This is a genomic window from Bacteroidota bacterium (genome assembly GCA_016711505.1).
Taxonomy (GTDB): Bacteria; Bacteroidota; Bacteroidia; order AKYH767-A; family 2013-40CM-41-45; genus JADKIH01.
Window position 1 is genome coordinate 411,037 of sequence record JADJSV010000001.1, and the last position, 20,982, is coordinate 432,018.

Sequence of the window (20,982 nt, forward strand, 5' to 3'; positions counted from 1 at the left end):
TTTAATTATTTGCAGTTTGTGAAATTACATATTTAACGTCAGCCCATGATCCGGCATTGTGACAATCGACTCCAAGTTGTTTCAGGTACATATACGCCTGACCACTTCTGCCACCTGAAGCACAACATAGGATCAATGGTGCCTTCAGGGCTTTGATCTCTTCCATCCTGGATGGTAATTCATGCAGGGGAATGTTCAATGAACCTTTAACATGACCACCGGAAAATTCCATTTCAGATCTGACATCGACAATCGTCCCTTGATTTTCTTTGATTAATTTTTCAATATTCATTTTATTCTGTTTTTGATTTTTTCTTTTGAAATATATTGAAGAACAATCCGCCCATTAATCCACCATAAAGCGTACTGTTCAACGGTTTTGAAGTTATTGCGCAAGTTCCGGATAAGCATCCTACATAAGTGTAATACAGATATCCTGCTATTGCACCGATCAGAATACCTGCCAGTGTTAAAAAATTATTTTTAAGAAAGTTCATTTGAAATATTTATTGATAAAGTTATTTTTGAAACCACATTTTAACGGCGATCACTACAAGCATTGATGCGAATATTTTCTTCAGTATTTCCTGCGGAACCTGAGTTGCATATTTTGCCCCAAAGTAACCACCTACAAAGAAGAATGCTGCAAGGATCAATGATGCTTTGATATCTACGAATCCTTTCTGGTAATATTGAAATGCAGCCAGAGCTCCAACCGGAAGAACCATCATGATGAGCGCTGTTCCTTGTGCCATTTGCTGAGAGTAACCCAGAAACATTATCAATGCTGGAATAATAATGATCGCACCACCTAAACCGAGCATTCCACCAAGGATCCCAGATAGAATTCCAATTAGCGCAATCAAGATAACTGAATGTGGTGTCATTTCTTTGATTTTAATGCATCAAAGGTCATTCATTTAAGCACACTGCACAGTTACATTTGTTACATAAAGAAAAGTTTTGTTCAGTTTACTAAAGTAATCTTATTCCGTCCCAACTCAACCAAGCCTTCTTCTTCCATTTGTTTGAGGAGTCTGGAAATTACAACGCGGACAGTACCTAATTCATTTGCCAGTTGTTCATGGGTAACATTGATCACTTTATTGTTCGTCATTTCAGATTTCTTCTTTATAAATGCTAACAATCGTTCATCCATTTTTTTAAAGGCCACTGCATTTACAACTTCCAGTAATTCTTCGAAACGACGATGATATAAACGGAAAATATAATCAAGCCACTCAGGATATTCCCGGATCAGTTCATTTACTTTATCGATTGGAATAAACAAAATTTCTGTTGGTTCTTCTGCAATAGCTATTACTTTACTTGTATCATTATGGATACCACCAAGAAAAGACATAATACAACTTTCTCCGGGCCTTATATAATACAACAGAATCTCTCTCCCATCCTCATCGGTTCGCATAACTTTGATGCTTCCGTTTATAACAATTGGAATAGCTTTGATATATGCATTCTCATTCAGTATGATATCATCTTCGGAAAACTTCTTTGTGATACCATATTTTTTAAGTTTTTCCCGGATCTCAGGAGTTGATTTAAATTCAACGAGGTCATTCATTTCCATTCAGTAAAACTAAGCAATTTATTGTTGTCAGAAAAAAGGAATTGTCATCATAAATGAACACTTCTACTGCCTCGTCTTTAAAATTGAATCTATTTTCGAAGCCAATTCGAAATCTTTTAAACTAACTCCACCGGCATCGTGCGTACTGAGAGCAATCTTAACTTTGTTATATACGTTTTCCCAATTCGGATGATGATTCATTTTTTCTGCTTCTGCAGCAATAGCAGTCATAAATGAAAATGCCTGTAAGAAATCTTTGAATTGAAATTCTTTTTTAATAAAATCTCCTTCATGCGACCAGCCTGAATCGATCAGGTCGAGGTTTTCCTGGATTTCGGGTTTTGTGAGTTTTTCCATGTTCAATAATTATTTAGATTAAGTAGAATTTATTTATGTGACGTGAACCTGACAACTTTCATTTTATGTTGGATTATATTTATTCATTGTAATATTTTAAAACCATACGAAAATGAAAACAACTGTCTTACTCAAAAGAACCCGTTTTATTGTTTCCCTCCTGTTATTTATATTCATTAACACAAGTTATGCAAAAAATAAGGTTACGATTACAGTAGTTGAAAAAGAAACCGGAACACGGATTCCATTTGCTGTTGTTTCAATTGTTGGTAAGGCAAATAACAAGCCAGTAGGAATGACTGATCTTAGTGGGGTTTTGACAACTGTTGATATCGAACATGGTCAAAAAATAGCTGTAAGTTCACTGGGTTACTCGCCTTGTGAATTATCTATCACGGAGAAAAATAATAATTATACAATTGAATTGAAAAAGGTGTAGAACTTAAAGAAGTGGTAATTTTAGGTAAAAGTGTACCGCTTATATCATGTGGTATATCCTGCGGGTACATTGTGCTTGAATGTCCGGCTGATTTAATACATGTTTCAGATCAGAAAGTTTTTCCCGAGGTTTTAAAAAATAATTCAAACAAAGTATCTATCTATCCTAATCCTGCAAGAAGTGTTACTAGAGTTAGCACAGGATTAGAAAATTATTTACTTGAAATTTTTGATTGTACAGGTAAACTGGTTCTCAGTTTTGAAAACATGAATGATGATCAGTCAATTGACATAGAAAAACTTAAGGCAGGAGTTTACTTCTGCAGGATATCCAAAGACAACTTCATTCAGACAAGCAGACTTGTTGTCAATTGACTTTCTCAACAACTACTGCGGTGCCATATGCCAAAACTTCCGTGAGTCCGCTCATGACTTCATTAGCATCGTATCGCATGTTGATGATTGCATTTGCTCCCATTTCTTGTCCGTGCTTGATCATTAGTTGCAACGCTTCTTCGCGGGTCTTTTCGCAGAGTTCTGTATAAATGGTGCTTCTGCCACCGAAGATGGTCATAAAGCCGCCTGCCAGATTGCCAAGCACGCTTCTGGAGCGCACGGTGATCCCTCTGACTAATCCTAATTGCTTAACTACTTTGTAGCCTTCTAAGGAAGTACTTGTAGTGATCATTGTAAGTTGATTCATATTATTTATTGATTAATTCGATTGCTTTTTGCAAAACTTCATCTTTACCGGCCTTTATTCCGGCAATAGTTGGTTTAACCTCAATGTCAGGTATCATTCCGATCCGTTGAGTTTCTCTTCCATCAGGATAATATACTCCCATTCCTGTCATAAACGTTTTATAGTTACCCGGAAGAATGATCGATGAAACATTGCCATCTGCGCCTGCAGTTTGACTGCCGACCGAAAGTACATCAGGGGCAGTTTGTAAAGCCATTATTGTAAATTCAGCATGACTTTGACTGGTTTCATCAAAGAGCAGGACTACTTTTCCCTTATAGTAATTCTCATTTGAACTACCACAATAATAGATAGGACCTCTCATCATCACGCCAGGGTAAGAAAGATCAGGATCCATAAATTTCGCAAATGTTTTTTTTTTTTGTTCAGGAAATTTGCTATTTTATACATTGTTCCTTTCGGATAATTCCTGACATCAAAAATTATGGCTTTAGTTGATGAAAGATCTTTCATCATTCTTTTTACTTCTTTAGTTTCCAGCTGACCCAAATTCACATAACCAATGTTTCCATCCAGTATCTTAAATGCTTTTTCCTCAGGAATTGTCTTTTCGTATGTTTTGAAGTCTGTGAAAAGATACCTCTTCAATATTTTACTGGAAATTATTCCATTTCTTTCAAACTTAACTTCAACTGAATCTGTATTTCCGTTGAAGATGGCATAATAGAAATTTCTGAGTCTGGTTGGTTCATTAGAAGCTCCTATGAATCTGGATTTTTTTCTGATAATACTTTCTATCGTTTCTCCACCAACTTCCAGAAACACATCGCCTATGAGTATATCATTGATCTTACATAATGAATCGTTATAAAAATCTTTTACGACAGCCTTATTATCAATTATCTTAAATTTAAAAGGAACCCACTTAAATCCGAAATATTGATTTGTATATCTGGTGGTGAAACCTGCATGACTATCATTTATTTTTGCTGTCAATTCACGCATTGCCATATGATATGAGATCGTATCAGGAGCCGATCTGAATTCAGGAATCATTTCTGAAAGTACGTTATTCCAGTTTTGACCAATAAGATATTTGTATGGAAAGAAATACTCAATAATATTCCAATATCTTGCTAAAGATAAAAGTCGCATACCGGAAGCAGGATATACCGAATCGCTGTACACTTTCTCCCCACTATATTTTGTATTCTTTGAAAAAAAGTGATACTGCACATAAGCATTTCCTGATGGATTTCGATTTGAAAGGATCTTGTTAAACATTACTTTCAATTCCTTTGAGAAAGTAACTGAATCATTTATCCATTCCAGATCAAGATTATATTTCAAACTGTCGGAAACTTTTTCAAAACAGTTTTTACATTCATCAATTTTTCCCAGACTTTCTATCCACTTCAGGTAAAAAATATTTGCGTCAGCATTATTCTCAATTTTTGAAACGCTATCGATATTGTTTAAAAATTCACCATCCCAATTCATATCTCCGCTTCCGGCAGATGGATGATAATATTTCAAAAACCCCCAGACTTTAATAAAAGTTTTAATTCTTTTTCCTTCACTGTCATCAAGAGCGCAATAACATTTGTTATTGAAATTCAGTAGTAACAGAAGAGTAAATAAAACAAATCTCATAATTCAATGTTAAAGCGAATATAATAATTTTTCAATTCTTTACGTCTATTCCTTTATTAAAACTGACATATTTGAATTTTCCGGGTGATTCCTCTTCATCATCCGGTTTTCCGACTCTGATAAACAATGATTCTTTAGGTGTGATGTAAGCATAAACAAAAGACACCCAGAAAATAAACGGAATCAGACAAAATAAGATCGGATAAAACCAGAATCCGTAAAAAGAATTCACCACTGCCCCTTCAGGATCTGAAGGCTGATAGATCATTTCCACCGTATCGTTGTAGGTAACATTAAGGTCTTTTAGTCCATCAACTTTGTATTCAATTCCATTTGCTTCAAATTTTATAAGAGGATAGATCTTCAGATTTCTGCTGGTGTTTTTTGTAAAACCTACTACTGTTCCTGTTGCTGTTTCACTGCCAGAATAAAAAAGAAATCTGTTCAGGAATAAATAAAAAACTATTACTGCAATTCCAATTAAGAAAACCTTGTGGTTGTTGAGTTTTACTTTCATAGTATAAAAAACAAATTAGGCAAAAAATTTATGGGACAATTGTTTGAGGTTTCTCTTCCTTCTTTTCTTTCTTACGCCATAATCTGAACAGATCGCCCAGGTTGTTGGATTCTTTTCTGTAAAAGACTCCTAATCCTTCAGTATATGGTGACTGAGAATAACTGATAATGTTATCGGCATTTGAACGACGGAAGCCACGTACTCTGAAACGGCCGTCTTCGCTGACTTTATATTCAGCATTAAAATCACCAACTACATTGCTGTTGGAATAGCTCTGTGTAGTTGTGTAATATCCCACGTTACCTTCTACAGTAAGTCTGTCATTGAAAATTGATTTACTCACCATTAAAACAATTTCATCGCTGGAATAAGTATCCTTCGCTCTGTAGTTGAATCCCAGATTGACATCTTTACTCAATTGCCCCAGCCAATTACTTACCTGATTACTTAAAAGTTCACTGGCACTCGCTCCTGCTCCTGCTCCTGCATCTAACCTTCCGACTTGTCCGGGTCCGGTTTGTGGTATAAACTGGTTGAAGACAAGCAGACCAAACATTTGCTTGCTGATCTCCTGTTCCGAATTTAATATTGTTCTAACAATACCTTCAGCAGTCGGATCCAATCCACGGACTTTAATATCATAGTTGATCGTTGGATTCATTAATTTGTTGGTCAACAATAACCTTAACTCCACAGGTAATCGTCTTTTATAACTACTGTCGGCAAGAAGGTTGTATAGTGACGACGTATTCACAATATATACCGCTGATAGATCTACATTGGCTTCATACGGATCTCCGGCCCATGTTATACGACTACCATCATCAATCGTAAATTTTTTATTGATCAGATTCTGAAGTGTGAAAAGATAATCTCCTTTTTCAATAGTGTACGTTCCGTACATATTGAAATTACCTGCTGTATTGATATCAAGCCGTAAACTTCCTGTTCCACTTCCTGAGATAACGTCGCCGATCTTTTCATCGAAGATGATATTTATCAAGGCATTTCTGTTCATGTCAAGATTCATGTTGAGTTTTACACCCGACAAGTCGACCTTGTTTGCGGATATTGCTCTTGCTGTGGAATCCTTCGACTTATCAATAAAGGTAATGTAATCACTACGGCTAAGATCACTGGCTGTATTCAAGGGGATATTTACAACTGTTCCCCGCGCCGGACTTAAAGAAATATCCATGTTCATGTTCTCTATTGGTCCATAGAATTCAGCATATCCTGATCCATTTGCAACACCGTAATACAAAGAATTGTCCTTTGCAGTAGTATTGAGGATCTGAAATCTGTCGGCATTCATCCGGACATCAAATCTGAAGTCGCTGAAATAATTATGAGTAACTTTTCCATTTAATACCGCTTCGCTGTTATTATCATCAACAAGTGTCAGGTCATTAATGAGTATAATATTATCCTTCACTTTTACTGATGATGTGAAGCTGTAATGTGTCTGCAGATAATCGATGAGCAAACTCACTTTATTCAGATCTATTGAACCGTTGAATAAAGGTTTTGAAAACGTTCCCTTCAGTTCAAGGTTTGCTGATACTTTTCCATAAACATCTTTCAAAATACCTTCTATGTATTTTTCTATCGGATGAATGTATAGATTATCAAGGCGAATCACATAATCGATGTTATCCGTTTCTTTACTCAGGAAGTAATCGCCTTTGATATCGATGATCTTTGCTGTTCCGCGGATTGCATTGACAGATGAACTGACAACATTCTTTTCGCTATTGTATGAAGAACGTATCGACATGTTTCCTATTGTATCGCCATATACCCTGAAGGAAGAAATCGACAATTCTGTTTCCAGCTGAGGTTTGTTATATAGGTCGGATACATGTACTTCTCCATTCATGATCCCGGCAAGAAAGTTCTTGTCCAGCTTGAAAATTGTATTGATATGATTAATGTCGAAGTTTTGCAGACCGAGGTTCAACCTGTCAGTTTCTTTTTTACTTACTGAACCTTCAATGGACACAGATTCAGTGCCATTATTAAAAAATAAATTCTTAGCAATTACAGTTGAAGAATCAATGCCAATAAAATTTCCATCATCAAGATTCCATTGCTGATTTTCTATAACAAGTAATGAACTGTCAACGTGCATTGAAAATCTGGAAGCACTCCAAAAATCAAAATTCCCTGCTATTCGTGCTCTGTTCGCAAAAGTATCTCTGTCTGCAAGTGTCAGCGAATACTTCACTTTATTGTTTCTTGCTACAGCATTCAATGCAGGAATTTCTATTATTGTGACAGAGTCTTCTCCAAGTATCCGAAGTGAAGAGGCTGTCAGATTCATCCGTTCTCTGTCTGCGTCAGCACCAATCTGTAAATTCTCAAAGGTGAAAGTCTTATATCTGACATAAGGTGTTTTCAATGCAAGTTCAAAATCGTATTGATTACTATTAAAGTTTCCTGACAAAGTTGTGTTCGGTGCAAAATCCCAGGATGGCAGAAAATTTTCAGTGATCACATTTAAATTTTTCAAACGAATGTCGTAAGTAAAATTCTGATTGCTCTTAAATGATTTTTGAGGAAGTATGACCGATGGTAGATATCTAGGTAAAATTTCTTTGAAGGCATCACCGATCGTTGCAAATTCGAATACTCCCCTGCAATGCGCATCGAGATTATCGGATAAGATATCAACTGTCCGGATGTCGTTCTCTGTTTCTGAATCAATATTGATTGCATTGATGTGATACATCTTCTTTCCTGCACGGAAATTTGTATTTAAGATATCGATACTTCCAACAATGTTATCAGGTCTGTCACCTTTAAATTGCGTATTGATGTATGTCTCAAGAACTGTTTCTCCGGAAATTCTGAATAGATTCAATGTATCAAGCTGAGCCCGTTTGATATCTGCCGTAAAATTAAATTCCGGCAATGCTTTACGGTAATCAATGGTACCAATAAAATCAAAGATCACATTTGGTTCATCGACTGATAATTTTCCGTTGAATAATTTTTTTGCAAAAACACCATCAACTTCGATCTGCCTGTATGTGTAGTTTTTATATTCTAAGGCCTCAATTTTTCCGTTCAACACGGCATTCACATTATCAAAGCGCATTCCGCTTCCTTTTACGTCAAGACTTAATGTTACTTTACCCAGATCAGGTAATTTCGCAATTACTCCGGCATCAAATTGAGAGGAAGATAAATGCCCGCTATATGCGGTAGTATTTCTCTTCTTATCGTATTTTAAATTCAGATCGGAAGAAAGATTTCCCAAAGCTGTAGAAATAGTTCCATAAGCAACAAAGTCATTGTAAAATCCTGTGAAGCGGCCTTTGAACTTCACTATTCCAAGTGCTTCAAGATTTTCCGGAATTTCAATATGATAAGCTGAGTCAAATGGTGGAATTGGAATAGTCTCCAGATCTTTTCGTGAACTTTTGATCTCATTCGCAGTTAACTCGATATATGTGTCTTCGATCTTCGGTAATCCATTCATGACAATATTTCCCTTGAAAGAAGTGTTCTTCCCATAATTAATAGTGACTTCTTTCCCTTTGAAGCTGTTTACCTTTCCTTTAAAATTTCCATCAATAATTAAAGTGTCATCCATTCCCCAAAGGTCATCAGTGAAATAGGCAATGTCTTTGAATGAAATTTTTGAATGATCAAAATCTGATTTCCAGCTGACTTGCGATGTGAATTCATCGAAAGCAGCCATGCTGTCAAACTGAAATGTCAGATCAGTTTTGATTTCAGTGTATGGTGATCTGATCACAAGATGTTCAACTCTGATTTCTGTATCAGAGAGTTTTGCATCACCCGAAAAATCATTTATTGTGAATCCGGATTTCTCATTGAAACGCAAATTTTTTATATCGGCAAAAATCGAATCGTTGATCACATGAACGTCGTTAAATTTACCATAGATCGAACTCACATCGAGATTTTCGAAATTGACTCCACGCACCTGAAAAGTATCGTTTTCATTCTTCCGGCGAAAATGCATATTGTCTAATTCAAGACTTTTCAGTTGCACATTCCATGGTGCCGATGCTGATGTATCGGAAGAAGCGAAATAGCTGGTAAGAAAATTAAGATTGTCGTGTTCTTCGCCTTTGTACCGATTCAGATTGAAAATTCCTTGCGACAGTAAAAGATTGCTGATAGTAATATTTCTGTCTTTCGATGAAAACTTGCTTACAGCAACGTTGATCTCTTTTGCATAAACCAATGTATCGCCATGAAGATCTTTTATCAAAACTCCTTTTAATACTACACTTTTTACCAAACGAAAACTCAAACGTTCAATTGAAATTTCTGCATCCAGCTCAGAAGCCAGATAAGACGTTGCAGCTTTGCCTAACCAGGTCTGAACAGTATCGACCTGTAAGATCAAAAAGACGGACAAGAGCAGAAAGAGTAGAATACTCAAGGTCCAATACAGAAAACGTCTTACTTTTTTGATATTTTTGTCTTTTTAAAAGTCATTTCCCCCGACAACATTCATACCATGGAAAAGGTCTTCATACTAGGAATAGAATCTTCTTGCGATGAGACATCTGCAGCAGTCATCTGTAATGAAATGGTGCTTTCAAATGTCATTGCCGGACAGGAACTTGTTCACCGTTTTTATGGTGGTGTTGTTCCGGAACTTGCGTCCAGGGCGCATCAGCAGAAGATCATACCTGTTGTAGAAGAAGCTCTTCGGAAGGCAAATATAACCAAAAACGAACTTCATGCTGTAGCTTTTACACGTGGACCCGGATTAATGGGAGCATTATTGGTAGGCGTTTCTTTTGCAAAATCATTTGCTATGGGATTGAACATCCCTTTGATCGATGTTAACCATATGCATGGACATATTCTTGCTCATTTTTTACAACCTTCAGTTCAGCATCCTTCTGAATATAAGCAAGTTCCGACATATCCGTTTCTTTGTCTCACAGTTTCCGGCGGACATTCGCAGATCGTGAAGGTCAGAAGTCCGTTTGATCTGGAATATCTTGGACAAACGATTGACGATGCAGCCGGAGAAGCTTTTGATAAGACGGCGAAGATCCTCGGTCTACCTTATCCGGGCGGACCGTTGATCGATAAGTATGCAAAACTTGGTGATCCGAAGCGGTTCAAGTTTCCGATACCACATTCTGAAGGTTTGAATTTTAGTTTCAGCGGATTGAAAACAGCTATACTCTATTTCATCAGAGATGAGAAAATAAAAGATATTGATTTTGTAGAAAAAAATCTGAATGATATCTGTGCCTCCGTACAAAAAACGATTGTTGAAATATTGATGAAAAAAATTAATCTTGCTATCGAACAAACAGGCATAAAAGAAATTGCAATCGCCGGTGGCGTTAGTGCAAACAGCGGATTGAGAAATGGAATAATGGATCTGAAAAATAAAGGTTGTAATGTGTACATTCCGGCATTTGAATATTGTACTGATAATGCAGCGATGATTGCTATTGCGGGGTATTATAAGTTTCTCAGAGGGGAGTTTGCGGGGATGGATGTGACGCCGGTGGCCAGGTATTAACGAATAACGAAAAGTGAAAAGTGAAAAGTGAAATGAAGAGAAATGAAGAGAAATGAAGAGAAATGAAGTGAAATGAAGTGAAATGAAGTGAAATGAAAAATACAGTGGACTGGGACTTAAAGTTTCACAAATGGTTCATTAATTAAAAAAATAAACAAATGATAAAATATATTAATCACTCTGTTCCGTTTTTATTTGTGTTGTTTATTTATTCTTGCAGTGGGGATGCGAAGCGACCTGCCGGGGAGATTGAAACGGGAGTGGCTGTAAATGATACAACACAGATCATACATAGTTTTGTTTGCGGACTTTGGAGTCTGGACAGTCAGAATATTCTGAACAACGAAGGATATTTTTTCAAACCTGATGGCACAGTTGATTTTGTTGCCAGTGAATATCAGGGTAACTGGGAACTTGTCGGAACAGATTCTATCAAATTAAAGTATGCATTTTTTGATTCTGATTATGAACAAGGTTTTCATATTGATTCACTCTCAGAAGCACGCATGGTGTTATCTGATTCTGATGGAACGCATCTTTTCAGAAAAGTTCCTTTTGGAATAAATACAGAAGAGACAGTGATCTCAGGTTATAGTGGGACGTTGAATCCCGGATTTCCGAAACAATATTCGTTTACTATTCCATCCGCAAAAAAACTGAGGATTGCATTAAGTACTAATTCAGAAAATGTAAAGCTGAAGATCTATGATTCTTACGGCGAATTAACTTCTACTCCAGTCAAAGACTGGCAATCGATCATGGTGCGCAGTGGAGAGTATAAGATTGTTGTCGATTATGTTGAGCCTGCTAAGGGTACGCCGGAGGAGTTTTCGTTGAAGGTGTTTGGAAATTAGTAAGTAGTAAGTAGTAATTAGCACAGCAAAAGTAATGTAACTACTTACAATTTCATAGTTGTAATGCAGTTGACAAACTTTAGTGGTGCTACTTACTACTCACCAATTACTACTTACCAAATTTTTACTCTCGAATCCGGCGATCTCCACATCTTATCACCTTCTTTGATTCCGAAGGCTTCGAAGAATTCAGGCATGTTGCTCATTGGACCGTTTACGCGTAAGAAATTCGGAGCATGGACATCTGTCATTACCTGATTGGCTAGTGATTGATCACGTGCATGACCTAACCAACCGATCGTGTAACCCATGAAATAACGTTGTGTAGGAGTCAGACTATCGATCTTCTCCCCTTTTTTATACTGCTCAGTTTTCTTGAACGCATCCAATCCGATCACAAGTCCGCCGAGATCAGCGATGTTTTCACCCAAAGTGGCTGCACCATTGATGTGCAAACTATCAAGCACAACGTAATCGTTGAATTGCTTCTCAAGTAAAGTAGCTCGCTTACCAAAGTTTACAGAATCTTCGGCAGTCCACCAGTTGGAAAGATTTCCATTAGCATCAAACTGGCGGCCCTGATCATCAAAACCATGTGTCAATTCATGTCCTATTGTACTTGCTGCTGCATAACCATAGATCACAGCGTCATCAGCAAGAGAATCAGGTAATCCGGGAATAAGGAATATCGCTGCAGGAAGAACGATCTCATTGTTCGACGGATTGTAATATGCATTGTAAGTTTGTGGCGTCATTTCCCATTCAGTGCGGTCAACAGGCTTACTTAATTTGTCGACATAATATCTGAATTGCCATGCACGACAACGCATTACATTTTGTGCATAAGAAGAACGATCAATTTCCATTGTTGAATAATCTTTCCATTTGTCAGGGAAACAAACCTTGTAAGTAATTTTCTTTAGTTTTTCAACTGCTTTTTCTTTCGTCTCCTTGCTCATCCAATCCAGATTCTCAATGTGAATTTTGAATTCAGAAATCATCGCTTCAGTCAGTTTTGTATAGCGATCACGCATTGTCGATGAAACATAGTTGTCGACATACAATTGTCCAAGTGCATCACCAAGATAATTTTCCTGCTCGTCTAATATTTTTTTCCAGCGTGGACGTTGAGTAGTTGTACCTGTTAATACAGTTCCAAAAACTTAAAATTCTGATTTACGAATTTCGAACTTAATTCAGATGCATAATTGTCGATCAGATTCCAGCGCATATAACTTTTCCAGTCTTCAATACTAACTGTGTTTATACTCTTTTCAAGCTGAGCAAAAAATTCCGGTTGACCGATGATCACTGTATCGATACCTTTTATTTCCATTCTGTTCAAAAGATTCGACCAGTTTATACTTGGCGTTGTCTTTGAAAAATCAGCAAGCGACATTTTGTTATAGTTAGCATACGGATCACGGAGGTCTTCCAGCTTACGTGAAGCTTTTGCCAGATCTTCTTCAATCTTGTAAACTGCAGCTGCATCAGCAGAAGCTTTCTTTTCATCTTCACCCATCAGAATGAACATTTGTTTTAAATGATCTTTGTATTCCTTTCTGATATTTGTGGTACGTGAATCAGTGTTGAAGTAATAATCTCTATCAGGCAATCCAATTCCACCTTGATAAAAATGCAGCGTATATTTAGTGCTGTTCATTTCATCCTGATAAATAGCAGCGGCAAACATTGGTGAACCAATGTTGATCTGGAAAAGAGCCATTGTATTAAGAACATCTTCTTTTGATTTGATCGAATTGATCATTTCTAATTGAGCAGTCAAAGGTGTGAGTCCTTGTGTTTCAATGGTCGCACTGTCCATACCCGTCGACCAGAAATCACCGATACGCTGAGTATTACTTCCCTTCTCAGCTTTATTGTCAGCAGCAGCTTCGTTACTGATTTTAAGTAGTTTGTCGTAGATATCGTTCTGAACTAAATTAGAAACAGCCCACCGTCTTTCACTCGACGGAATTGGATTTTGTTTCATCCATGTGCCTGTGGCAAATTTGAAGAAGTCTTCACCCGGACTTACCGAACTGTCAATATATTGAAAAATAAAATCGTCTTCTTTTACATTAGACAGATCGGCTTTTGAATTTCCTGAACAACTCCAAAGCATAAATGCCGGAGCGGTTAACAGGATTAATTTTTTGAAAGAGAGCATTGTATGTTGATTTTTAGTTGATTATATCCTTAGTAAACGGCAACAAAGCTATTTAAAATCCGACGGCGGCAAAATCATTGCTGAAATTTAACACAGATTAAGAAATTGGCAGTTTATAGTTGATGTTTAGAATTGCAATTGGGTGACATTTTGATGTGGGGGAAGGTGTTTCTTAGCTCATTAGAATTGTTTGCAGGTTTGCGAATAGTGCGAATGTAAATGGTGAAGTAATAATAATCTATCTGCGGATATTCTGCGCATTCTGCGTAATCTGCGGGAAACAAAACGAAGAATTATGAAAAAATTATTATTCATATTGATTTCGGGGGGGCTTATTTATAATTCAAATCAGGTGCTTGCTCAGGGACAACCCGTGAAGCAGAAAGCAGATACAACTGTTCATTTTCCTGATGAAAAACATCTGACAAATATTCGTCAGCTTACCTTTGGTGGTGACAATGCAGAAGCCTATTTCAGTTTTGACAGTAAGAGCATCGTTTTCCAAATGACGAATCCGGATTTTAATGCGCCTTGCGATCAGATCTTTGCTTCGACATTGCAAAAATTTAATCCGAAAATGGTAAGTACCGGTATGGGAAGAACGACCTGCTCCTATTTCCTACCCGGTGATTCATTGATGCTTTACGCAAGTACACATCTTGGATCAAAAGATTGTCCGCCGAAACCTGCTCCGCGGGCAGATCATAAATACGTTTGGCCACTCTATTCTACCTTCGATATTTTTGTTGCTGACAAAAACGGAAAGGTTGTTAATCAGCTAACCAAAGATGATGGTTACGATGCTGAAGCAACTGTAAGTCCGAAAGGAGACCTGATCGTTTTTACCAGTACACGTAGTGGCGATCTGGAATTGTATACAATGAATATTGATGGCAGCAATGTGAAACAAGTTACTAAAGAGCTTGGCTACGATGGTGGTGCATTCTTTTCTCCTGATGGAAAAAAACTGATCTTCCGCGCTTCACGTCCGAAGACAGAAGAAGATGTTAAAACATATAAAGACCTGCTTGCACAAGGATTGGTTATGCCCACAAATATGGAATTGTACACTTGCAATATCGATGGCTCCGATCTTAAACAAGCGACGAATTTAGGTTCGGCAAACTGGGCACCGTTCTTTACTCCGGATGGCAAAAAAGTAATTTTCTCCAGCAACCATAAACAAAAAGGCTATCATTTTAATTTATGGATGTGCAAACTCGACGGCAGCGAACTGGAACAAATTAGTTTTGATCCGACGTTCGATGCATTCCCTGTTTTTTCTCCTGATGGAAAACATCTGATCTTTTCTTCCAACAGAAATAATGGCGGTGGACATGATACTAATTTGTTTTATGCGGAGTGGAAGGATTAAAGAATAACTCAGAGCGAGGAACGAAAAATTTCTGATTTGGAATTGAATGAATTCAAAATGAAGTAATTTATTTATTGAAATATTTTAACAGAAATAATAATAATAATAATTCATATTAAATGAATGATATTTTAATTTATCTGAGTTTCAACTTGCTCAAATAGTCCGTTAAATGACTCATTTTTTTTGAATTAGTCGATATTATCGATGTTATTTAAATGTTGACAGTTGGCTTTACCACTCTCTTAACCTTAAACTATTTTCAATTATCTTTGTCGTATTAATTCGGCGGTGCTTTTTTTGAAGCGTTGACCATTATCATTCAAATCATTTATATGAAAACAGGAAGACTGCTTTTGATTTTGTCTTTAGTATTAATTGGTGTCACTATCTATTTTAAGAAATGCAATAGTTCCGATAAAGCTGCAACTCCGGATTCTGCAAAAGGTAAGCAGGCACTTAATGTCAGCGCTGTTGTTCTTTCTGTAAAGCCACTGGAATATAAATTGTATTCTTCAGGAACTGTGATGGCGAATGAAGAAGTACAATTAAGAAATGAAGTTCAAGGACGAATTATTGCAATTAATTTTAAGGAAGGTACTAAAGTTAAAAAAGGGGACCTGCTGATAAAATTATTTGATGACGATCTGAAAGCCCAGTTGAAAAAACTTCAACTTCAAAAAGAACTTGCAGAAAAATCTGAAAGTCGTCAGAGGGATCTGCTCGATGCAAAAGGAATCAGTCAGCAGGATTTTGAGATCGCACAAAACAATCTCAATAGTATTAAGGCAGATATCGACATTGTTCAGTCTTCTATTTCCAAAACAGAAATCAGAGCTCCGTTCGATGGTTCAATTGGTTTGAAATCGGTTTCACTCGGAGCATTTATTGCTGCCAATACGATAATCGCCTCAATACAAGACATCGATCCATTGAAAGTAGAATTCACTGTACCGGAAAGATTCCGTGATCAGATCGCAAATAATAGTGAGATCACATTTACTTCTGAATCTGCCTCAGGAATCTTTAAAGGAAAGATCTATGCATTCGAACCGCGACTTAATGTTACTACCAGAAGTTTTATGGTAAGAGCAATTTGTCCGAACAGCGATCAGAGAATATTCCCGGGCGCATTTGCACATGTTACCATTCCACTTAAAGTGATCGATGATGCAATACAGGTTCCAACGCAGGCAGTAATTCCTGAACTCAAAGGTCAAAGCGTATATATCAGCGAAAATGGTCTTGCAAAAAAGACAATGGTAGAAACAGGCATAAGAAGTGATTCGTCAATACAGATCACCAGTGGAGTTCAGGCCGGCGATACAGTGCTTATCACGGGCATGATGCAGGTTAGACCAAAGGTTCCATTAAAGATTACAGTGGTAAATTAATTTTTTCATCAATCCGAATCAGATTTTATGTCAATAAGTTCACTTAGTTTAAAAAGACCTGTAATGGCAATGGTATTCTCCATTGTCATTATCCTCTTTGGTCTGATCGGTTTTGATTTTTTAGGTGTCCGTGAGTATCCTTCTATCGATCCTCCAATAATTACTGTCCGTACTGCATATACCGGTGCTGCCTCAGAAGTTGTCGAATCGCAGATCACTGAGCCATTAGAAAAAGCCATCAATGGTATTGCCGGGATCAAAACGATATCATCGTCCTCCAACCAGGGAAGCAGTAGTATTACCGTTGAATTCGATCTGGAGATCGATCTGGAAGCTGCTGCCAATGATGTACGTGATAAAGTTTCGCAGGCAATCCGTCAGTTGCCGCAGGATATCGATGCACCACCTGTAGTGAACAAGTCTGATGCAAACAGCGATGCAATCGTTTCGATGACGCTTGAAAGCAATGTCCGGAATCATATGCAGATCAGTGATTACGCTTCGAATGTCATTTTAGAAAGACTGCAGACTATTCCGGGTGTAAGTACAATTCAGGTCTGGGGCGAAAAGAAATACGCAATGCGTATCTGGATCGAACCCAACAAACTTTCTTCTTTCGACCTCACTCCAATTGATATTCAGAATGCTCTTGATAAAGAGAATGTCGAACTTCCGGGTGGAAAGATCGTCGGCGATGCAACGGAACTTACTATCAATACAATGGGTAAGCTAGAGACGGTTGATGATTTCAATAATCTTATCATCTCTTCTGTGAATGGCTCAGTTGTCAGATTGCAGGATGTAGCAACTGTTCAACTTGGTCCGGAGAACGACGAAACAATTTTGAAACAATCGGGTACGCCAATGATCGGACTGGCCATTGTTCCGCAACCCGGATCTAACTACATTGAAATTGCCGATGAATTTTATCGCCGTTTTGATCAACTGAAAAAGGATCTTCCGAAAGATTTCAAACTTGATATAGCATTAGATAACACCAAATTTATCAGACGATCAATCGGTGAAGTTGAAGAAACATTACTTATTGCCTTTCTGCTTGTTGTGGTGATCATCTTCCTATTTTTCCGGGACTGGCTTATCGCAATCAGGCCGCTGATCGATATTCCTGTTTCCCTGATCGGAGCTTTCTTTATTATGTATGTAGCAGGATTCAGTGTAAACATCCTGACCTTGCTTGCCATTGTACTCGCCACCGGTTTGGTTGTCGATGATGGGATTGTTGTGACCGAAAATATTTACAAGAAGATCGAAGAAGGTATGGAGCCGGCTGAAGCAGCTGAAAAAGGTTCTAATGAGATCTTCTTTGCCGTCGTTTCTACTTCACTTACTCTTACAGCAGTTTTTTTACCGATCATTTTCCTTGAAGGATTTGTCGGGAGGCTGTTCCGGGAATTTGGAATTGTCATGGCCGGGGCCATTTTGATCTCGGCGTTTGTATCACTTACATTAACACCCGTACTGAACGTAAAATTAGCACGGAAGAATCATAAGCATTCAAAATTTTACGAGAGAACAGAGCCATTTTTTGTCGCAATGACAGAAGGTTATCGCAAGTCACTTGCAGCATTTATTAAAGTCCGCAATTGGGCATGGGTGATTCTTTTAGCAACACTCGGATTGGTGTATGTAGTGGGTTCATCACTTCAATCAGAACTTGCACCACTTGAGGACAGGAATTTAATCCGCCTGCAAGTAAGTGCCCCTGAAGGAACTGCGTTTGGTTACATGGACAACTTTATGAATCGTCTTGTTGAATTTGTGAACGATTCAATTCCAGAAAAGCGAATAGCATTGAGTGTTACTGCTCCTGGTTTTACCGGTTCCGGTGCACCTAATACCGGTTTTGTAAGGATTGGTTTAGTAGACGCTGACAAGCGTCAAAGAAGTCAGCAGCAGGTCGCAGACTACGTTACTAAAAACATGAAAGCCTTTCCTGAAGGAAGAGTCTTTGCATTGCAGGAGCAAACGATTGGCGTTGGAGGTTCATCCCGATCCGGCCTGCCTGTTCAATTTGTTTTACAAGGTCCTAATTTTGAAAAGTTGAAAGCTGTGCTTCCGAAGTTTATGGAAGAAGCAGGAAAGAATCCAACTTTCCAGGGTGTGGATGTCAATCTGAAATTCAACAAACCGGAATTAAATATTACCATTAACAGAGACCGGGCTTCGGCATTGGGAGTTTCGATCAGCGATGTAGCACAAACACTTCAGTTTTCTTATAGCGGAAGAAGGATGTCGTATTTCACTATGAATGGCCGGCAATATCAGGTCATTGCTCAGGTCGACAGAGAAAACCGTGATGAGCCGATTGATCTGAAATCACTTTACGTAAGGAATAAATCCGGAGAAATGATTCAGATGGAAAACCTCGTAGATGTAGTCGAAGAAAGCAGTCCACCTCAACTCTACCATTACAACCGATACAAATCTGCTACTGTTTCAGCAGGACTTGCACCCGGGAAAACGATCGGTGATGGTATCGCTGCCATGAATGAAATTGCAGACAAAGTTCTTGATGATTCGTTCTCAACAGAACTTACAGGTCCATCACGAGATTTTGCTGAATCGGGATCGAATATACTTTTCGCTTTCATACTTGCATTGATCCTCATTTATCTGATCCTCGCTGCTCAGTTCGAAAGTTTTATTGATCCATTTATTATCATGGTTACCGTTCCACTGGCATTAGGAGGTGCTGTGATCTCTTTGTGGATGTTCAACCAAACGTTGAATATCTTCAGTCAGATCGGAATTATAATGCTCATTGGACTCGTTACCAAAAATGGAATTCTTATCGTTGAATTTGCGAACCAACGTAAACTTGCAGGACTATCGGTAAGAGACGCTGCTATTGATGCATCGACTTCCCGCTTACGTCCCATCCTAATGACAACTATTGCAACGATCTTAGGAGCAATGCCGATTGCAATTGGTTTGGGTAATGGTGCTCAAAGCAGAATTCCAATGGGAATTGTTGTTGTTGGCGGATTATTATTTTCACTGGTCCTTACACTTTATGTTATACCTGCTGTATATACATTCATTTCAAAAGAGAATAGAAATGAAAAAAAATAAATTTGCTCTCCTCCTGCTCCTTCTGTTTTCAGGCGCCGTTTGTGCTCAGGAAAATAAACTCACAATTGAAAATGCAGTGAAGAATGCCCTGGAAAAAAACTATGATGTTCTCATCTATTCGAATTTATCTCAGATAGAAGACAACAACAATACCATAGGCAATGCAGGAATGCTTCCGAATATTGATGTGAATGGTTCTTATACTAATTCAACAAATGACCTGAAGCAGGAATATAACACAGGTGCTGAGGTAAACAGAGATGCTTCAGGTTCATCGAATACTAATCTTGATGCAGGACTTGTCTGGACAGTTTTTGATGGCATGAAAATGTTTCATACTAAAAAGAAACTCGATGGATTGTTTTATCAGTCGGAACAACAGCTAAAGATCCAGATGGAAATCACGATCAAAGATGTTGTGAAAGCTTATTACTCTATCATAATAAATCAGCAACTCTTAAAAGCGACTCAGCAGGAAATCAAATTGCTTGAAGAACGACTGCAACTGGCAGACAGAAAATTGAATAATGGATCAGGATCAAAACTTGATCAGTTGCAGGCTAAACTGGAATATAATCGCCAGAAATCAATTGAACTTGCAACAATTTCATTGATTGAAGAATCCAAACTGACACTGAACCGGCTGATGGCCAGGGCTCTCGACTCACCTGTTGTTACCGAAGACACAATAATTATTTCATTCAGACCATCACTCGAAGAATTAAAAAAATGCTGCCGGAAAATAATAATCTCCGGTATTACGAAATGAATCAGCGCCTTGCTGAACTAAGTCTGAAAGAAAATCAATCGCTCCGGTATCCGAGAATCAATCTTGGAACACATTACATCTTCAATCGTTCCACCAATGAAGCAGGATTTACATTGCTGAACCAATCGCAAGGATATAATTATGGCGCGACAATATCATTCCCGATATTTCATGGTTTCAATATTAACCGCCAGATCAAAAATGCAAAGCTGGATGTACTGAATGCAAAATTACAATTGAGTTCATGGAATGATATTGTGAATGCTGACTTGCTGAATACTTTCCGGAATTTTAATAACAGTATTGAGATCATGAAGACAGAAGAAGATAATATTTTGTTAGCTCAGGAAGTTTTAGCCATTGCACAGGAAAGATACAGGATCGGAATCAGCAATGCCATTGAGTTGCAAGACGCATTCCGTTCGTTTGAAGAATCAATGACGCGACTTGTCAATTCCCGTTTCGATGCTAAAACGAATGAGACAGAACTGAGACGTCTCTCGGGCAGATTGATCTCTGATTTCAGATGATTCACTTTTTT

21 protein-coding genes are annotated in these 20,982 nt (G+C 37.8%); 9 read left to right on the plus strand and 12 right to left on the minus strand.

The features are described from left to right. Position 1: 1 nt before the first annotated feature. From IPL24_01815 to IPL24_01835, 5 genes are all read right to left on the minus strand, one after another. The gene (locus IPL24_01815) at positions 2-292 is read right to left on the minus strand and encodes a rhodanese-like domain-containing protein (GenBank protein ID MBK8362441.1); all 291 of its coding nucleotides are present in this window, start codon (positions 290-292) and stop codon (positions 2-4) included. A 1-nt stretch (position 293) separates the two neighbouring features. Then, positions 294-497, minus strand: a complete 204-nt coding sequence (locus IPL24_01820) for a hypothetical protein (protein ID MBK8362442.1) — start codon at positions 495-497, stop codon at positions 294-296. 21 nt (positions 498-518) lie between these two features. Then, positions 519-887, minus strand: a complete 369-nt coding sequence (locus IPL24_01825) for a sulfite exporter TauE/SafE family protein (GenBank protein ID MBK8362443.1) — start codon at positions 885-887, stop codon at positions 519-521. An 80-nt stretch (positions 888-967) separates the two neighbouring features. After that, positions 968-1,591, minus strand: a complete 624-nt coding sequence (locus tag IPL24_01830; protein ID MBK8362444.1) for a Crp/Fnr family transcriptional regulator — start codon at positions 1,589-1,591, stop codon at positions 968-970. Between the two features lie 63 nt (positions 1,592-1,654). Beyond that, positions 1,655-1,948, minus strand: coding sequence for a 4a-hydroxytetrahydrobiopterin dehydratase (locus IPL24_01835; protein ID MBK8362445.1), 294 nt, complete (start codon positions 1,946-1,948; stop codon positions 1,655-1,657). A gap of 112 nt (positions 1,949-2,060) precedes the next feature. Here IPL24_01835 and IPL24_01840 point away from each other — a divergent pair, with 112 nt between their 5' ends. Beyond that, on the plus strand, positions 2,061-2,387 hold the full coding sequence (locus IPL24_01840) for a hypothetical protein (GenBank protein MBK8362446.1): 327 nt from the start codon (positions 2,061-2,063) through the stop codon (positions 2,385-2,387). Between the two features lie 11 nt (positions 2,388-2,398). Continuing rightward, positions 2,399-2,761: a T9SS type A sorting domain-containing protein gene (locus IPL24_01845; GenBank protein MBK8362447.1), complete on the plus strand. Its 363-nt coding sequence runs from the start codon at positions 2,399-2,401 to the stop codon at positions 2,759-2,761. Here the strand turns inward: IPL24_01845 and IPL24_01850 are convergent. Genes IPL24_01850 through IPL24_01870 form a run of 5 tightly spaced genes read right to left on the minus strand, consistent with a single transcriptional unit; the run spans position 2,754 to position 9,679 of the window. Further along, positions 2,754-3,089 (minus strand): YbjQ family protein, encoded by a 336-nt coding sequence (locus tag IPL24_01850; GenBank protein MBK8362448.1) that lies wholly within the window; start codon positions 3,087-3,089, stop codon positions 2,754-2,756. The genes IPL24_01845 and IPL24_01850 overlap by 8 nt on opposite strands. Before the next feature lies 1 nt (position 3,090). Then, positions 3,091-3,486: a hypothetical protein gene (locus IPL24_01855; protein ID MBK8362449.1), complete on the minus strand. Its 396-nt coding sequence runs from the start codon at positions 3,484-3,486 to the stop codon at positions 3,091-3,093. Continuing rightward, a complete protein-coding gene (locus IPL24_01860; protein MBK8362450.1) occupies positions 3,456-4,742 on the minus strand; it encodes a hypothetical protein in 1,287 nt (428 codons plus the stop codon). The genes IPL24_01855 and IPL24_01860 overlap by 31 nt, the downstream gene beginning before the upstream one ends. 31 nt (positions 4,743-4,773) lie before the next feature. After that, the gene (locus IPL24_01865) at positions 4,774-5,259 is read right to left on the minus strand and encodes a hypothetical protein (protein MBK8362451.1); all 486 of its coding nucleotides are present in this window, start codon (positions 5,257-5,259) and stop codon (positions 4,774-4,776) included. Positions 5,260-5,287: 28 nt separating this feature from the next. After that, positions 5,288-9,679: a translocation/assembly module TamB gene (locus IPL24_01870; protein ID MBK8362452.1), complete on the minus strand. Its 4,392-nt coding sequence runs from the start codon at positions 9,677-9,679 to the stop codon at positions 5,288-5,290. A 78-nt stretch (positions 9,680-9,757) separates the two neighbouring features. Here IPL24_01870 and tsaD point away from each other — a divergent pair, with 78 nt between their 5' ends. Both tsaD and IPL24_01880 read left to right on the plus strand, forming a co-directional pair. Next, positions 9,758-10,786, plus strand: a complete 1,029-nt coding sequence (gene tsaD / locus IPL24_01875; protein MBK8362453.1) for a tRNA (adenosine(37)-N6)-threonylcarbamoyltransferase complex transferase subunit TsaD — start codon at positions 9,758-9,760, stop codon at positions 10,784-10,786. A gap of 158 nt (positions 10,787-10,944) precedes the next feature. Then, a complete protein-coding gene (locus IPL24_01880) occupies positions 10,945-11,640 on the plus strand; it encodes a hypothetical protein (protein MBK8362454.1) in 696 nt (231 codons plus the stop codon). Between the two features lie 113 nt (positions 11,641-11,753). On the opposite strand, the gene IPL24_01885 is transcribed toward IPL24_01880, so the two are convergent. Together IPL24_01885 and IPL24_01890 are read right to left on the minus strand one after the other, a co-directional pair. Beyond that, positions 11,754-12,704, minus strand: coding sequence for a M13 family metallopeptidase (locus tag IPL24_01885; GenBank protein ID MBK8362455.1), 951 nt, complete (start codon positions 12,702-12,704; stop codon positions 11,754-11,756). Positions 12,705-12,784: 80 nt separating this feature from the next. Then, positions 12,785-13,810: a hypothetical protein gene (locus IPL24_01890; GenBank protein ID MBK8362456.1), complete on the minus strand. Its 1,026-nt coding sequence runs from the start codon at positions 13,808-13,810 to the stop codon at positions 12,785-12,787. Between the two features lie 295 nt (positions 13,811-14,105). On the opposite strand from IPL24_01890, the gene IPL24_01895 reads away from it, so the two are divergent. The 5 genes from IPL24_01895 to IPL24_01915 all read left to right on the plus strand — a co-directional run bounded on the left by IPL24_01895 (position 14,106) and on the right by IPL24_01915 (position 20,971). Next, a complete protein-coding gene (locus tag IPL24_01895) occupies positions 14,106-15,185 on the plus strand; it encodes a PD40 domain-containing protein (GenBank protein MBK8362457.1) in 1,080 nt (359 codons plus the stop codon). Positions 15,186-15,520: 335 nt separating this feature from the next. After that, positions 15,521-16,579: an efflux RND transporter periplasmic adaptor subunit gene (locus tag IPL24_01900; GenBank protein MBK8362458.1), complete on the plus strand. Its 1,059-nt coding sequence runs from the start codon at positions 15,521-15,523 to the stop codon at positions 16,577-16,579. A gap of 27 nt (positions 16,580-16,606) precedes the next feature. Then, entirely contained in the window at positions 16,607-19,672 is a 3,066-nt protein-coding gene (locus IPL24_01905; protein MBK8362459.1) for an efflux RND transporter permease subunit, read from the plus strand. Beyond that, positions 19,659-20,441: a TolC family protein gene (locus IPL24_01910; GenBank protein MBK8362460.1), complete on the plus strand. Its 783-nt coding sequence runs from the start codon at positions 19,659-19,661 to the stop codon at positions 20,439-20,441. Before IPL24_01905 ends, IPL24_01910 begins: the two co-directional genes overlap by 14 nt. Continuing rightward, entirely contained in the window at positions 20,438-20,971 is a 534-nt protein-coding gene (locus IPL24_01915) for a TolC family protein (protein ID MBK8362461.1), read from the plus strand. Before IPL24_01910 ends, IPL24_01915 begins: the two co-directional genes overlap by 4 nt. The last annotated feature ends 11 nt before the right edge of the window (positions 20,972-20,982 follow it).

Bases quoted from the DNA above. Each gene is read 5' to 3' on its own strand.
- IPL24_01815 (MBK8362441.1), bottom strand. From the start codon at position 292: ATGAATATTGAAAAATTAATCAAAGAAAATCAAGGGACGATTGTCGAT.
- IPL24_01820 (MBK8362442.1), bottom strand. From the start codon at position 497: ATGAACTTTCTTAAAAATAATTTTTTAACACTGGCAGGTATTCTGATC.
- IPL24_01825 (MBK8362443.1), bottom strand. From the start codon at position 887: ATGACACCACATTCAGTTATCTTGATTGCGCTAATTGGAATTCTATCT.
- IPL24_01830 (MBK8362444.1), bottom strand. From the start codon at position 1,591: ATGGAAATGAATGACCTCGTTGAATTTAAATCAACTCCTGAGATCCGG.
- IPL24_01835 (MBK8362445.1), bottom strand. From the start codon at position 1,948: ATGGAAAAACTCACAAAACCCGAAATCCAGGAAAACCTCGACCTGATC.
- IPL24_01840 (MBK8362446.1), top strand. From the start codon at position 2,061: ATGAAAACAACTGTCTTACTCAAAAGAACCCGTTTTATTGTTTCCCTC.
- IPL24_01850 (MBK8362448.1), bottom strand. From the start codon at position 3,089: ATGAATCAACTTACAATGATCACTACAAGTACTTCCTTAGAAGGCTAC.
- IPL24_01855 (MBK8362449.1), bottom strand. From the start codon at position 3,486: ATGGATCCTGATCTTTCTTACCCTGGCGTGATGATGAGAGGTCCTATC.
- IPL24_01860 (MBK8362450.1), bottom strand. From the start codon at position 4,742: ATGAGATTTGTTTTATTTACTCTTCTGTTACTACTGAATTTCAATAAC.
- IPL24_01865 (MBK8362451.1), bottom strand. From the start codon at position 5,259: ATGAAAGTAAAACTCAACAACCACAAGGTTTTCTTAATTGGAATTGCA.
- tsaD (MBK8362453.1), top strand. From the start codon at position 9,758: ATGGAAAAGGTCTTCATACTAGGAATAGAATCTTCTTGCGATGAGACA.
- IPL24_01880 (MBK8362454.1), top strand. From the start codon at position 10,945: ATGATAAAATATATTAATCACTCTGTTCCGTTTTTATTTGTGTTGTTT.
- IPL24_01890 (MBK8362456.1), bottom strand. From the start codon at position 13,810: ATGCTCTCTTTCAAAAAATTAATCCTGTTAACCGCTCCGGCATTTATG.
- IPL24_01895 (MBK8362457.1), top strand. From the start codon at position 14,106: ATGAAAAAATTATTATTCATATTGATTTCGGGGGGGCTTATTTATAAT.
- IPL24_01900 (MBK8362458.1), top strand. From the start codon at position 15,521: ATGAAAACAGGAAGACTGCTTTTGATTTTGTCTTTAGTATTAATTGGT.
- IPL24_01905 (MBK8362459.1), top strand. From the start codon at position 16,607: ATGTCAATAAGTTCACTTAGTTTAAAAAGACCTGTAATGGCAATGGTA.
- IPL24_01910 (MBK8362460.1), top strand. From the start codon at position 19,659: ATGAAAAAAAATAAATTTGCTCTCCTCCTGCTCCTTCTGTTTTCAGGC.
- IPL24_01915 (MBK8362461.1), top strand. From the start codon at position 20,438: ATGAATCAGCGCCTTGCTGAACTAAGTCTGAAAGAAAATCAATCGCTC.